Source organism: Undibacterium sp. YM2, assembly GCF_009937975.1.
In the GTDB taxonomy this organism is placed as follows: domain Bacteria; phylum Pseudomonadota; class Gammaproteobacteria; order Burkholderiales; family Burkholderiaceae_D; genus Undibacterium.
The window spans coordinates 5564852-5578865 of the sequence record NZ_AP018441.1; the positions used below are offsets into that span (position 1 = coordinate 5564852).

Consider the following 14014-nt stretch of genomic DNA (forward strand, 5'->3'; position numbering starts at 1 on the left):
GGAAACTGACATGTTACATACCTTACCCGAACTGCCGTATGCAATGGATGCCTTGCAACCGCATATCTCCAAAGAAACTCTGGAATATCATTACGGTAAGCATCACCAGACCTATGTGACGAATCTGAATGCCCTGATCAAGGACACGGAATTCGCAGAAGAATCACTCGAAAACATCGTCAAGAAATCAACAGGCAGCATATTCAATAATGCCGCACAGGTGTGGAACCATAATTTTTACTGGCAAAGCCTGACACCCAGCGGTGGCGGTGTCGCCATTGGTGCACTGGGTGATGCGATCATTACCCAATGGGGTAGCTTTGATAAATTCAAACAAGAATTTACTCAGTCTTGCGTCAGTAATTTTGGCTCCGGCTGGACCTGGTTATTGAAGCGTTTTGACGGTAGCCTGGCGATCGTCAATACCTCGAATGCTGCCACTCCCCTGGTTGGTGTCGATAAGCCGCTGCTCACATGTGACATCTGGGAGCATGCCTACTACATCGACTACCGCAACCAGCGTCCCGCTTATATGGATGCGTATTGGTGTCTGGTGAATTGGGATTTTGTTGCGGCGAATTTCTCTGAAGCAGGATAGTGACGACGGATAGCCACACAAGCTATCCGTCGTTTATTTGAGTCTCTTCGTAATTCAGACTTTACAGGAAGAGGGCTCTCGTTTCTGCGCGGGGCTGGAACTAAGTGCGACCAGTCTGGAAGACGGCGTATCAGCCACAAGCAGCAAACCTGCTGCGTCATCGCCACGCTTTTTGTCTATCCTGTTTTGTTGTTCTGCGTGATCCAGATGTACTTTCCCCTCATTGATATTGGCCTGGTATTTAGGATCAGGAGCAGTGGCAATTGAGAGATTTGCTTCGTCCTTGGCCAGGCTGGTGCCGCGGTAAGCAGAGCCTTCAAACAGGCTCTTGGAACCTACTTTTTCAGCAATCTTTTTCTCGCTGCCATCGGCATTCACATGGGTGGATGCCTTGACTTCCATATTGCGCATCAGCTCGTGAGAAGAAGACGCTACGGCCTTGAATACTTCGGTCAGCGAACCGGTTTCTTCGTAAATAGACTCGAAGATTGCCTTGGGTTTGCCATTGATGTGTGTGACCTCTGGATTTTTCAATATGGTGGGCAATTCCACCAGACCCAGGGTACGGTCGGCACCGGCATAGCCGCTGAGTGTCATGACCTCGCCCCTGGTAGCAGCAGCAAAGCGTGCCGAGGCGTCAGCCCAGCGGCCATCGGTTGCCGCAAACATGAACTGGTTGGCCGGATGATCGCGCTTGCTCAGGACTTCATCGACTGACTTGCAGTTATGCGCTTTCGCGACCGCCTCAAGATAATCTTCTGATTGCAGGAAAGCGGCTACCGGGGTCTTGTTGATGGCACGTATGTCCTCATGGTTGGCGACCATGAGTTCAACCAGATCATTGCTGGATATATCTTTATGCACCATGCCGCCGTACAGCAAGGTGACCTGTCCGTCAGAATAGACAGAGACCTGATTGGCAAGGTCTTTCAATGATTCCGGCGTGCGGTAATCTTCCGGGTGATCCTGCAGCAACTCTGTGGCTTGCTGGTGACTGAGACCTGACATAAGTCCCCCGCTTAAAAGTCGAATACTGCAATGTGGGCGGAATAGGCTGGCGACAAAGAACCATCGCGGTAGGCCCGCAAGGCATCTTTGAGGTCTGCCATGATGCTGGCGCGATTTGCCTCAAACCCGGCTTTGACATCGGCCTCCGGTTCATGCATGCCCAGCCAGCTCCAGCTGGTTTGCCACTTGTCGCCATCCAGGCTCTGCCCTTCGCTATTGAAACGCAGCCGCAACAAAATACCTTTCCAGAAAAAACTGAAATTCTTTTGGGAAGGCTGTTCACGGTCGTAGGTCATGTAGCGCAGATAAATATTGCGCTCGCGGTCTATCACCCATCTGGAGGCTGTCGCCATGGGAAACTGTTTGTCGATCTCGCGCAAGCCAAAGGCCACGACATCGGCTTCCGGGATTCTTTCATAGACAAAGGCCACTGGTGGTTCTCCTGATGTTTCAGTTAAGCAAATGAATAAAATTACGTTCCAGCGCTATCATAATGTAGCAACTTTTTTCGCTGCTAAGCTAATAACAAAATCCTGAACATGATGCAAATCTGCTTACACATTGTTGCGCTTTAATATAAAACACACAATTACTTGATTGACACGCTTACACCTGTCATGCACCATCCATTTACTTTAATGCATCATGCGCCCAGATACGACGCCATATTTGGGAACAGTCATAGCTTGACCAATTTCAACAACCTTCATCCAGCGACCACATGAAAAGCTCACCTTCTCTGAAAACTCTCAGTCTGCTCTCAGTCAGTCTCGCATGTATCGCAGCTCCTGCCCTGGCTGCAGATTACAATCCATTTCCCAAAGCCGGTGTCTATGATGCCAGCGACAATGGCTTTGAACGTCTGTTGACGGTGAAGCCTGATGGCAAGTTCACCCTGGAAGTGGCAGAAAAAAGCAAAACTGGTAATTCGCGTAGCGGCTCAGGCGAAGGAAAACTGGCGGATGCGCCCGGTGGATGGAGCTTTAGCGAAGGCCGTTGCAATATGACCCTGAAACGCGCTGCGGGCGGCATGCAATTGCATGTAGAAACTTGCGCCAGTGCCTGGGGCGATGTGCCATTCGACGGCAAATACAAATACCAGGGTGAAGAAGTCGCTGCGGCACCGGTCAAGGCTGCGCCCGCCCCTGTCCCTATGCAAAAAACTGCAGCACCTGCCCCTGCAACAATAGCAGCCGCCACACCTGCTACAGCCATGACGGCAGCGCCAGCTCCAGCAAGTGGCCCGCTGCCCTCCCGCAAGGAGTTGATGGAAAAATGGGCGAATATTGCAACCGACGGTATTGCCGGAAAAAGTGTGCTGGTCTGGACCAAGTCCACCGGCAGCATATCACCAGACACCACGCTGGAAGCTTATTCCCAGGCCGCCTTTGTCGTAGATACAACGAGTGATTACCAGGCACTGTCAGCAACTGAAAAGGCCAAGTTGCCACTGCGCCTGATCAATATCCCTTTGCCTGCGACCGGCCCGAAGGAAGGACTGGAGTTCGAGGTTGACTGCAAGTTTGGCAAATCCGATAAAGTCATCGCAGTTAATGTCGCCAGCCAGGCCAAGGGAAAACCAGTCACACGCAAACGTGCAAGTGCCTGGATGCTGAATAACAACTTCGAAGTAGTGGAAGTAAAACCGGCGAACAAAGCGAAATGCCCGACCGCGCAGGCTGGTTACTAAAACCGGAGTTTGACGATTGAAACTGGAATGGCACCCTTGGTGGGTGCCATTTTTTTACCTGTTTTTAAGAAAATTAATTCAGGCTGGAGCATGTCTGCTGACGATATTTTCCTTACCTGGCTTTTGTCGTTTTGCTGGTCTTCGCTAAAGGTTTGGCAGCCGCTTTAGGTTTTGCTACTGTTTTTGCTGCTGGTTTGGCCGCTGAGCTGGCAACTGATTTACTTCCAGCTCCTGCCTTGCTGGCAGGTTTGGCTCTAACACTTGCGCCAGCTTTTACAGTTTTGGTCGCTGCACCAGCTGTACTTTTGCCAGCCGTTTTTTGTACCGGCGCGGCTTCTGCTGCCGTGCTGCTTTCCTGCTCCCCTTGGATGGCCTTGCTGACGGCTTGCTTGAACTGTTCTTGCAACAGCCCCCACCAGGCGGCGGGGTTGACAAAGGGTGTGCTGGCATCTGCTGAGTCTGCCTCTTTAGTAGCTTTGGCAGCATTGGTAGCGTTGTTAGTTTTAGTAGATTGAGTGAGCTCTTCTACCGGCGCTTCAGCCTCTGCAACAGATGCGCCTGCTTCCGGCGGCATGTCGGCGCTATCTTCGTCCACCTCATCATCAGGATCAGGTTCATCGACCTTTGTCTTGGCCGTATGTGGATGCATGGGCCAGTCGGCATTGCTATTGCTGTTACTGTTGCCCGAATTGCTGGCTGTTGAACTTGTTGTTGCCTGCTCCGCCATCGCACCAGCCTGCTGCGCGTGCTGGGCAAAGCTTTCACCTATCGATTGCAGCGCAGCCAGCGTTGCGCGTTGCACTTCGAGTGCCTGTATGGTCCCGCGCAGCATATTCATGTTGACTGTCAACCAGGATTCGACCGTCTTCAAATCCTGGATTTTCTTGTCCAGCTCATCGACTGACATGGGAGGGGCAACCATGCCGGGCACCTGCATATTGCCCCAGAGTTTTTTGACGAAAGACAGGGTATCGCCCATGGCATTCATGCCGGGAATCTCGGAACCAGAAAACGGATTACTCATACGATTCTTCCTTCATATTTTCAGGGTTGCAGTTTATTTAATTCTAAGCATCTTGCATGAGCTGGGCAAGGCCGTCAATCGCGCATCGAAATATCGCTCGGTTTTAAAACCGTAGCCACTGCCCTCATTATCAAAACGCACACCACTCTCGCCCTTCTTTTGCATGACCGAGACATACAAGGGCTGTATCAGTTGATGGTCTTCTGCCCGCATGATGGCGTCATGGAAGGCATTCCTGTAATGCGCGCCTTCCATGGCATGGGCCACGGCTGCTGCTTCGGTCGTCCTGGCTTTTTCTATCGCAGTAACCAGCATCTCCACCATGAGCTGCATGCGCAGATGCACATAATCATCACGCGGGTCGGGATAGCGCTGACGGAACTGCTGATAAAAGGCGTCGCTGTCAGCCCCACCGGCGTTGGGGTGCCACTCCGCCACCGCACGCACCCTGCCTATGCCAGCATCGCCCAGTGCCGCCGGTGCACCCAGGCCATTGCCATAGAAGGTATAGAACTTGGTCACCATGCCTGCATCCTTGGCTGCCTTGACCAGCAGGGTCAGGTCATTGCCCCAGTTACCGGTGATCACGGCATCGGCACCGCTGGCCTTGATCTTTGCCATATACGGCGCAAAGTCCTTGATCTTGCCTATCGGGTGCAGGTCTTCACCAACAATCGCAATATCCGGTCTTTTCTCGGCCAGCATGGTACGTGCTGATTTATTGACCTGGCGGCCAAAGCTATAGTCCTGGCCTATCAGGTAAATCTTTTTGGCGCGGCTGTCAGCCTTGATGACTTCAGTCAGCGCATGCATGCGCATGTCGGCATGGGCATCGAAACGAAAATGCCAGTAACTGCATTTTTCATCGGTCAGTGCCGGATCGACCGCAGAATAGTTAAGAAAGAGCAGGCGATTATCCGGTGTACGCTGATTATGTTTGTTGATGGCATCCACCAGTGCCAGGGCAACAGCAGAACTATTACCTTGCACAACAAAGGGAATATGCTGATCTGTTACATGCTTGAGCGCAGTCAGGGAATCTTCTACTCCCTGTTTGTTATCAAAACTGCTTAATTGCAGGGGATGTGCACCATCAGGCAGGCGCACGCCGCCACGCGCATTGACTCTTTCTATGGCAATCTGCAAATTTCTTTGCACTGCCTCACCGGCATTGCTGAAAGCGCCGCTGAGGCCGTCTATCATGCCTATGCGTATTGGAGCAAGAGCGGAGCCGGGCTTGGTGTTTCCAGGATTTTGCGGCGTCACCGCCTCGACATTCTGTAGCAGGCACAGCGCCAGCAACATGAGGGAATATCGTTTCAAATAGTTTGTTATTGTCATCGGCATCAGATTAATCCTGGCATATCCAGCATGATTGCTGCAAAAAATGCCATTTTACTCCCTGGCAAAATACCTCAGGTCATCCAAAATTTATCTACTGCGTTTACACTAGCAGGATGAATGCTACCGCCCCTCAATTTGATACCATGTTGTTGACCCGCCAGAATATGCTGTTTTTGACGCTGGCAGTATTGCTGCACCTGTTTGTCTTGTATGGCCTGGACAGGGACGTGATGCCAGACAAGCCACGATTGCAGGAAAACCCCATCGCAGTGCAATTCAGGGATATCCCTGAACAGACGGAGCAAAAAACCGTCAGCCCCGCCCCAAAACCAGGCCCACAAGCAGCGCCTGAAGCAAAACCGCCCTCTGCGGTGAAAAAGACGGTGACGCCTGTGGTCAGCCCTGAGCCGGAACCCGCCCCCGCGCCTGAACCAGCTCCTGTAGCACCTGTTGAAGTGAAGGATAATACGCCTGTACTGGCAGCAGAGACCAAGCCTGAAGTCAAGGCAGACGAGGCCAGCGGCACGCCTGGCCAGGACAGCAGCAATACGGAGGGGCCGCAAACCTATCCTGTGCGTGCGCCCCAGACCGGCACGATCAGCATGCGCATCGTGCGTACTGAACCTAACCGCAGCCCGGTTTATGGCGACGGTGAGATTAACTGGGAGTTCAAGACTGGCCGTTACAAGATGAGCATCAATGCCTCGCTGGATTTGTTACTGACCTCCATCAACCTGTACCAGATGCACAGCGAGGGCCTGATTGATACGTATGGCATCACACCTGCGACCAGTTCAGAAAAACGACGCAACCGCAGTGAGACGGCGACTCATTTTGACCATCAGAAAAAATCTGTCAGTTTTTCTTCCTCAAATAAAACGGCAGAAATAAAAGATGGTGCCCAGGACAAGGCCAGTTTCCTCATGCAACTGGCTGGCATAGGCTATGCCGATCCCGAGAAATTTCAGCCTGGCCGTGAAATCCGGTTGCAAGTCGCTGAAGAAAGGGATGTCACCACCTTTGTCTTTATTGTGACCGCGTATGAAGAAGTCGAGACCAAGGCAGGCAAGTTCATGGCCTGGCATATAGTGCGCCCGCCCTTGCCTGGTTCTTATAATTCCAAGCTCGAAGTCTGGCTGTCACCCGACCAGCACTGGTATCCGGTGCAAATACGCAATACGGAAAGTAATGGTGCCGTGACTACCCAGACCGCGACCAAAATCATCAGCATCACCAATATGGAAAGATAATAATGCGCACCGCAAGAGCCCCGCTTTTCACTCTATTTCTTACCCTGCTGCTAGCATCAGGCCTGAACAGCCCTGTCATGGCGCAGGGACATGAGACTGCCACCAAATATGCGACGAAGCTGCCACCTTCGATTGAGCTGCAATACAGCATCAAGGCCAAACAAAGCGGCTTGCCGCTGAGTGGTTCAGCCTCAGTCAAATGGCAAACCGGCGACCAGAAATACAGCATCATCACAGAAACCCATGCCATGCTGGTCGGCAAAATACTCGATGCGAGCAGCGTGGGGAATATCGATGATTTTGGCCTGGCACCCGACAAGTTTGTCGAAAAACGCTTTCGCAAACCCGCCACCACCACCAGCTTTGAGCGCGACAGCAAGACCCTGCGCTTTAGTGCATCTGCTGAAACCTATGTACTTAAAGGGGGAGAACAGGACAGGACCAGCGCCAGCTGGCAGTTGATTGCCATCGCCCGCGCCGCTGGCGATGCTTTCAAGGCAGGTACGGAATGGAAGATGCTGGTGGCTGGTCGCCGCGATGCCGACCCCTGGACTTTCAAGGTCGTCGGGCCGGAAAACATCAAGACCCCGATGGGCGACATGCTCGCCATCCATGTCAGCAAGGCACCACCTGCTGATTCCAAGGATCAGCAACTGGATTTATGGCTGGCGCCCAGCCTGGAATGGTATCCGGTAAGGCTGAAGTTCAGCGATGCGGATGGTGATTATGTCGATCAGGTGCTGGAAAGCCTGAAAAAATAAGACCGGGCTGCACGACTATTTTTCATGTGCCTTGACAACCGTGACCGTACATTCTGCCTCGGCCACGACTTGCGCAGAAACACTGCCCAGATAACGGCGCAAGGCAGAGCTGCCGCGTGAACCTATAATGATGTGATCGACCCGGTTGCTGTGGGCATAATCAATGATGGCGCTGGCTGGATCGGGTGCTTCCAGCACATGAAAGGTGATCTTGTCGGGGTTCAGGTTCAGCGGCCTGGCCCAGTGCTTGAGATCAACCAGTTGTTTGACATGGATGTTCTCACCCTGCTGTATCAGGCTTTCATCCATGCCTATGCGGCTGACCTTGCGTATGGTCAGACAGGCCAGGCGCGCACCGGGTTCGGTTTGCAACATGCGTCGTGTGATATTACGCAGGCTGGCTGCCAGTGCTTCTGAACCACCGGTCAAATCCAGCGCAGCGACGATGATGGGCGCGCGGGATAATTGATCTGCTGCGCCTTGCAACAAAGCCGGCTCTGCCCCGGCTGCCTGAAAACGCCGTTTGAGTACTGACAGATAACCATCCTGCCCCTGCTTGTCGGCCCTTGCCGTTAATTGCAACTGATCTGGATGCTGCAATAAAAAAGCCAGTTGGGCAGCCGTATCAAAGCGGGCCTGCGGCTCCACTTCCAGGCAGCGCAAGATAATTTCCTGCAACCATGGCGGTATCTCACTGCGATGGCTGCGCGGTGGTAAAGGGTCGCGGTACAGGCGTTTTTTTAAACCGGATACTGAAGTCGGATGACCAAAGGGCCGCTGCCCGGTTGCCAGGTGATACAGCAAGACCCCCAGCGAAAACAGGTCACTGCGCGGCTCATTGCGCACGCCCATGACCTGCTCTGGTGAAATATACGGGCCAGTGCCCATGGGCAGGCGGAATTCTTCATCCAGCAGATCGGGCAACCTGTCATGCCGCGACAGGCCAAAATCGATGAGCACCGCCGTACCATCGGGGCGAAACATGATATTGCTGGGCTTGATATCGAGGTGAATGACATGCTGCTTGTGCAGATCCTGCAAGGCATGCGCGACCCTGATGCCGATATCGACTACTTCGGCCAGCGGCAAAGGTGCATCTTCAAAACGGCTGCGCAAGGATGTACCGGCAATCTGCTCCATGACGATATAGGGCTGGGCATCAAAATCACCAGCCCCAAAATAACGCGGCACATGCCTGCCCTTGAGCTTGGGCATGATCATTTGCTCGACTTCAAAGGCGACGATGGCGGTTGGGTCATCTGTTGAAAACAGCAGGGGCACTTTCATGATCAGCGGGCTCTGCTCTGCCTCACCCTGTGTCGATGCATGACGATTACGCAGGTCAGTGACGCGCCACAGGGCAGCCATACCACCGGTATGCAATTTTTCTTCAAGGCGGTAGCCGTCGAATTCCATACCGCTTTGCAGCTTTTGATGTGGGTGAGTGCTCATATCCACCCTGGCTCAATTACCATGCAGCAGTCTGTGCCCCAAAGCTGGTGGCAGGCCGGCAGCAATGATTTTCTGGCAGGCAGTTTCTGTATCGTAGGGAACGCGGTAATAGGTCAGTTCCTGGTCTTCAGTATCAAAAGTCGCGTAACAGGCGGCAGGGTTGCCATCACGCGGCTGGCCTGCCGAACCGGGGATGACCAGCCAGCGCCGCTGCCTGCTCAATGGTATGCCTTCTTCAGGTACTGGAATGAATTCACCGGTCTTGCCAGTCAGACTGATATGGTAGAGGGTGGGCATGTGTACATGACCACAGAAAGTAATATTGGCCTTGGTCGCATGCATACTGCGTGTGGCTTCCATGACGCCGTCTATGTATTCCCATTTCTCCGGTGCCCATGCATTCGCGTGGACGAACAACAAGTCTTCCCACTCTATGCGGTAAGGCAGTCTGGCAATGAAATCGAGTTGCCCGGGACTGAGCTGGGCACGTGTCCAGTCGACCACGGTCCTGGCAGTCGGGTTCATGCCCTGCCTGTCACTTTGCAGCAAACCGGCATCGTGATTGCCGATCAGCGCCCAGGCACCCTGGCTGACATATTCCATTACTTTATCCAGCACCCAGCACGGATCAGCACCGTAACCGACCAGGTCGCCGAGGAAAGCATAGCGCGTCACCTTGCGCTGTTGCGCATGTGCCAGGCAAGCTTCCAGTGCTTCACGGTTGGCATGCAGGTCGGTGATGATGGCAATCAGCATAGTGGGGCTTCATTCATGGTGTATGCACCTATTCTAGGCCTGCAAGTTAACGGCAAGCTTACAAATCAAAGTTACCGCTGCGGTAATACTCATAACCGCGGGCGCGCAAGGCGCAGGCAGGACAGGTACCGCAACCATGACCCCATGGATGCATGTCGCCACGTTGCCCGAGGTAGCAGGTATGCGTGTCTTCGCGTATCAGATCAACCAAAGCATTGCCACCAAGTTGTTCTGCCAGTTGCCAGGTCTGGGCCTTGTTGATCCACATCAGCGGGGTTTCCAGCTTCAGGCGGGTATTCATGCCCAGGTTCAGCGCTACCTGCAGAGCTTTCATGGTGTCATCACGGCAATCGGGGTAGCCGGAAAAATCGGTTTCACACATGCCACCGACCAGCACATTCAGCCCGCGGCGATAAGCCAGCGTGGCTGCGGTCATCATGAACATCAGGTTGCGGCCTGGGACAAAGGTATTCGGCAAACCGTTTTCCTGCATTTCTATGGCGATGTCTTCTGTCATGGCCGTATGCGAAAGCTGGGAAATCAGCCCCAGGTCTATCATGTGATCTTCACCGAGGCGGCTTTGCCATTCGGGTGAAAACTGGCGCATTTTCTCTATCAGCACAGGCCTGACACTGAGTTCTATGGCATGACGCTGACCATAGTCAAAACCTATAGTCTCAACATGGGAATAGCGGGACAGTGCCCAGGCCAGACAGGTGGCAGAATCCTGGCCACCACTGAACAACACCAGTGCCCGGTCTTTAGTGGTTAAATTATTCATAAATGACGGAAAATAAAGGTAAAGCTATTGTAAAAGAATGAAATACTTTGTGTATCAGTCAGTCTTGATGTTATGTTTCTGTTGCAAAATATGCTGAGGTCAGCCCACGCACTGCAATCCCGCATCATAAGCCAGGACTCTCTCGTGCAAGCTCATGAGTTTTTATAAAAAATTTCTTTCTTCTTCCATCTTATCGGTCATCGACCAGGGCATGCTCAGCGCCCTGAATTTCGTCATTGGCATTTTGCTCATGAATCTGGTGGCCAAGGACGACTATGGCCTGTATGGGCAATTGTACGCCGGTGGCTTGCTGGTCGGCCTGATTGTTGATTCCTGGATAGCCGGCCCGCTGACCACGGTTGCACCATCGGTCCACGGTGACACCCGTAAATCCCTGTTGCGCCACTATTGGTACAAACAGGTATTCTGGACCATGGCGATGGGCTCGCTGGCTTTCGTGATTGTAGAATTCGTCCCGGCAGCAACTCATTACAGCAACAAGAGCTGGCTGCTGGGCGTGGTATTTGCCACTTACCTGTTTGGCAATGGCATACGTGAATATGGCCGTACGGTGGGCTTCATACAGTCCGATATCATTTCTGTATTGCGGCAAGATATTTTATATGTAGGCCTGGTCGGCATAGGCCTGGCGTCCCTGTATTTCAGCAAGCATTTTGACCTGGTCACGGTATTTGTGCTGCTGGCTGCCTCATCTTTCCTGTGCACGCTGGCCAGCCGCCAGCACTTCCTCGCACATACCTCTACCGATGTTGAAGCCCATGCGGAAGAAGAAATTCGCCAGGCCATCAATGATCATCAGGAAACCATCTCAGGCCACGGACGCTGGGCAGTGTCTGGCGTCATCGTCGGCTGGCTGTCGAATTACAGTTATGTGTATCTGTCCGGTGCCTGGCTGGGGGTAGCGGCAATTGCCGACCTGAATGCCTCGCGCCTGATGCTGATGCCCATACCGCTGGCGGTGGCAGCCTGGTCGCGGGTAGCCAGGCCGGAAGCCAGCCGTCTGATGGCAGAAAAAGACTGGCATGGCCTAAAGCGCCTGACCCTGTTCTCCATCGCCGGGATAGAACTGGTGGTACTGGCCTATGTTGCCCTGCTCCTGACCTCACTGCCCTGGCTGGAAAACCATGTCATCAGCGCCAAGTACAGTGGGCTTGATCCTCTGGTCATGATGTGGGGCGCGTATTTCGCCATCAATGCGGCGCGCTGGGTGGGCACCTCCTGGCTGTCCAGTGGTGGCGCCTACAAGCAAATGTTTTTCCTCGGCAGCGTGACGCTCAGCATGGTATTACTGATCACCGCCTTCAGTATCCCGCGCATGGGGGCACAAGGCGCTATCCTGGCACTGATCGTGGTCGAAATATTTGAACTGATCGTGGTCTGGCGTTTTATTCTGCCACGTCTGCAGAAACAGGCTTAACCTGGTGGTCTGAACTGGCAATCGCATCAAAACGTCGCTGCGGTGCTACAGGTGTGGCGATGGCTGCCAAGCTTTCCTGCTGACGATAACTGTAGCGGTGCAGCAAATGCCTGCCGATGAAATCGACCAGGGCCAGTTGTGACCAGCGTGGCGTAAAGGTATGGTCAGCCCCTTTGAAAAACTTCAGGCAGATACGCTCGCTCTGCCCCAGCAATCTTGCATGCCTGCCAAATTGCTCGGTCATGACATCCACTGCCGTATCACTGGCTTCATAAATCAGTACCAGCTCAGTACCCCGGGCCTCGAGATTCTTGAAATTACGCGCCACTTGGCCAAGAAAGAGATTGCTGTGCATCAGGCGGGTGCCCAATGATTGCCATTGCGTGCGCAAACGCTTGCCTATGCGACGTAATAAATTACCGGTGATCTGGCGAAAATCCACTTGCCCTTTGAGTACGCGTTTCCAGGTATCTCCCCTGGCCATAGCATGCACATAATAATGTGTGGATTTGATGGTGGCTTTCTTGCGTGCTTCTATGGTGTCACCCGCACGCCAGCGATAGGTCAACTGGTTCATGAGTACCAGACCGCTGACACGCTCATCCCTGAGTCCACTCAGATAAGCCATATAGGCTCCGGAGCATAAACCTGTCAGTACAAAAGACGGGCTATGATATTTACCCTGCATGAAATACATGGCGCTACTGAGATCATCGACACTGGATGCGGCATGGACGTCATTTTCCTGGTCGTCCGGCGTAGTCCTGCTATAGCCTATACCCGACTTGTCAAAGCGCAGGACATAAAAGCCCTGGCCGGCGAGGCTACGTGCGAGAGTGACATACAGGCGGTGATTGCCAACCCTGTGGTTGGCACCGATATTGCACAGGATCACGGCGGGCAAGGCAAACGCATCTGCCCCGGTCTGGTGGCTGACTATGCCTGTCATCCCTTCAAACTCGACCAGTTCCTCTTCGACGATGGTATTGGCAATACGCAGGCTGGCGATATCATTTGTCACGGGGATATCCCTGCTGGCAATTTCGTGCAAGGGGAAGTAGCGCGCCAGCCAGGTCTGCATCTCTTGCCAGATTGCATGTGGCACTTCAGTATCATGAGCGTCTTCACGCATCATCGCAGCATAGCCCGGTAATGCTGACAATTGCAGGGCATGGTCATGATGGTGCCAGGCCTGTACCAGCCTGGCCTCCTGACCTGTAATATCATCACGTTCTTGCAAAAAGACCGGCATGGCTGGTGCTGGCAGCTTGCTCAAGTCCAGCTTGCCCAGGCTGCTGCGGGTAGCTGCGCTGAACTCATAACCGGTCAGCTCATCATCCGTGACCACATGATTGGGGTCTATGGTCTGCTCGGTCTCCACATCTTTTTGCAGTGAACTCATGCTGCGCAAGACCAGCATTTCACGCGCATAGGCACGACCCGAGATGACTGGTGCCATCAACATGAGAGCCTTGGCATCGATGCTGGCTGCCACTGTCGCTGCCAGCAAAGCCCCGAGACGTAAACCAAACAGGGCGATATGTTCTACACCTGCCATCTGACGCAATTGGGTAGCAGCCTGGCGTATATTGTTTTGCCACAGCTCTATGCGCTCGCCCCCAGCATCAGCAACATCAGCAGCATCACCAGTATTGTTATAGTCAAAAAAGCAGACATCAAAACCGGCTTTTGCCAGATGCGTGGCCAGGTGCTTGTACGCCAGGTAAGACACCATATACTCATGCCCGAAGGGTGGGCAAAGCACCACACCGCAGCGGCGACTGCCACCTGCATCGCGTATGCGGGCAGGATGGTACCAGCCCAGCATGGGGGAAGCCGCATCACCAAACCAGAAGGCTTGTGGCGTATATAAAATGTCTTTGCTGGGATACTGTTGTGTTGCCAAATCTGC

General features: G+C 53.3%; 13 protein-coding genes. 5 read left to right on the forward strand and 8 right to left on the reverse strand.

The genetic code is table 11. The annotated features are described in order from the left end of the window. Nucleotides 1-10 precede the first annotated feature (10 nt). Nucleotides 11-598: a Fe-Mn family superoxide dismutase gene (locus UNDYM_RS25570; RefSeq protein ID WP_162043652.1), complete on the forward strand. Its 588-nt coding sequence runs from the start codon at nucleotides 11-13 to the stop codon at nucleotides 596-598. Between the two features lie 54 nt (nucleotides 599-652). Here UNDYM_RS25570 and UNDYM_RS25575 read toward each other — a convergent pair whose 3' ends face one another. Both UNDYM_RS25575 and UNDYM_RS25580 read right to left on the reverse strand, forming a co-directional pair. Continuing rightward, complete coding sequence (locus tag UNDYM_RS25575) at nucleotides 653-1606, reverse strand: hypothetical protein (RefSeq protein WP_162043653.1); 954 nt, start codon at nucleotides 1604-1606, stop codon at nucleotides 653-655. A gap of 11 nt (nucleotides 1607-1617) precedes the next feature. Then, nucleotides 1618-2037 carry a hypothetical protein gene (locus UNDYM_RS25580; protein WP_162043654.1) on the reverse strand — a complete coding sequence of 140 codons (420 nt, stop codon included), beginning with the start codon at nucleotides 2035-2037 and terminating at the stop codon, nucleotides 1618-1620. A gap of 290 nt (nucleotides 2038-2327) precedes the next feature. Between UNDYM_RS25580 and UNDYM_RS25585 the strand changes: the two genes are divergently transcribed. Continuing rightward, on the forward strand, nucleotides 2328-3296 hold the full coding sequence (locus tag UNDYM_RS25585; protein WP_162043655.1) for a hypothetical protein: 969 nt from the start codon (nucleotides 2328-2330) through the stop codon (nucleotides 3294-3296). Nucleotides 3297-3408: 112 nt separating this feature from the next. Here UNDYM_RS25585 and UNDYM_RS25590 read toward each other — a convergent pair whose 3' ends face one another. Together UNDYM_RS25590 and UNDYM_RS25595 are read right to left on the reverse strand one after the other, a co-directional pair. After that, on the reverse strand, nucleotides 3409-4320 hold the full coding sequence (locus UNDYM_RS25590) for a PhaM family polyhydroxyalkanoate granule multifunctional regulatory protein (protein WP_162043656.1): 912 nt from the start codon (nucleotides 4318-4320) through the stop codon (nucleotides 3409-3411). A 33-nt stretch (nucleotides 4321-4353) separates the two neighbouring features. After that, nucleotides 4354-5667 (reverse strand): branched-chain amino acid ABC transporter substrate-binding protein, encoded by a 1314-nt coding sequence (locus tag UNDYM_RS25595; RefSeq protein ID WP_232063593.1) that lies wholly within the window; start codon nucleotides 5665-5667, stop codon nucleotides 4354-4356. Between the two features lie 110 nt (nucleotides 5668-5777). Here UNDYM_RS25595 and UNDYM_RS25600 point away from each other — a divergent pair, with 110 nt between their 5' ends. Then, nucleotides 5778-6914 (forward strand): DUF3108 domain-containing protein, encoded by a 1137-nt coding sequence (locus UNDYM_RS25600; RefSeq protein WP_162043657.1) that lies wholly within the window; start codon nucleotides 5778-5780, stop codon nucleotides 6912-6914. Nucleotides 6915-6916: 2 nt separating this feature from the next. Then, entirely contained in the window at nucleotides 6917-7675 is a 759-nt protein-coding gene (locus tag UNDYM_RS25605) for a DUF3108 domain-containing protein (protein WP_162043658.1), read from the forward strand. A gap of 15 nt (nucleotides 7676-7690) precedes the next feature. Here the strand turns inward: UNDYM_RS25605 and UNDYM_RS25610 are convergent, their stop codons facing one another. The 3 genes from UNDYM_RS25610 to queC are packed head-to-tail and all read right to left on the reverse strand — an operon-like array spanning nucleotide 7691 to nucleotide 10664. Then, a complete protein-coding gene (locus UNDYM_RS25610; protein ID WP_162043659.1) occupies nucleotides 7691-9127 on the reverse strand; it encodes a bifunctional serine/threonine-protein kinase/universal stress protein in 1437 nt (478 codons plus the stop codon). Nucleotides 9128-9139: 12 nt separating this feature from the next. Beyond that, nucleotides 9140-9883, reverse strand: a complete 744-nt coding sequence (locus UNDYM_RS25615; protein WP_162043660.1) for a metallophosphoesterase — start codon at nucleotides 9881-9883, stop codon at nucleotides 9140-9142. A gap of 58 nt (nucleotides 9884-9941) precedes the next feature. Continuing rightward, on the reverse strand, nucleotides 9942-10664 hold the full coding sequence (gene queC, locus UNDYM_RS25620) for a 7-cyano-7-deazaguanine synthase QueC (protein ID WP_162043661.1): 723 nt from the start codon (nucleotides 10662-10664) through the stop codon (nucleotides 9942-9944). Nucleotides 10665-10818: 154 nt separating this feature from the next. On the opposite strand from queC, the gene UNDYM_RS25625 reads away from it, so the two are divergent. After that, the gene (locus UNDYM_RS25625; protein WP_162043662.1) at nucleotides 10819-12102 is read left to right on the forward strand and encodes a lipopolysaccharide biosynthesis protein; all 1284 of its coding nucleotides are present in this window, start codon (nucleotides 10819-10821) and stop codon (nucleotides 12100-12102) included. Here UNDYM_RS25625 and UNDYM_RS25630 read toward each other — a convergent pair. Continuing rightward, nucleotides 12071-14008, reverse strand: a complete 1938-nt coding sequence (locus tag UNDYM_RS25630; RefSeq protein WP_162043663.1) for a serine aminopeptidase domain-containing protein — start codon at nucleotides 14006-14008, stop codon at nucleotides 12071-12073. The genes UNDYM_RS25625 and UNDYM_RS25630 overlap by 32 nt on opposite strands. Between the last annotated feature and the right edge of the window lie 6 nt (nucleotides 14009-14014).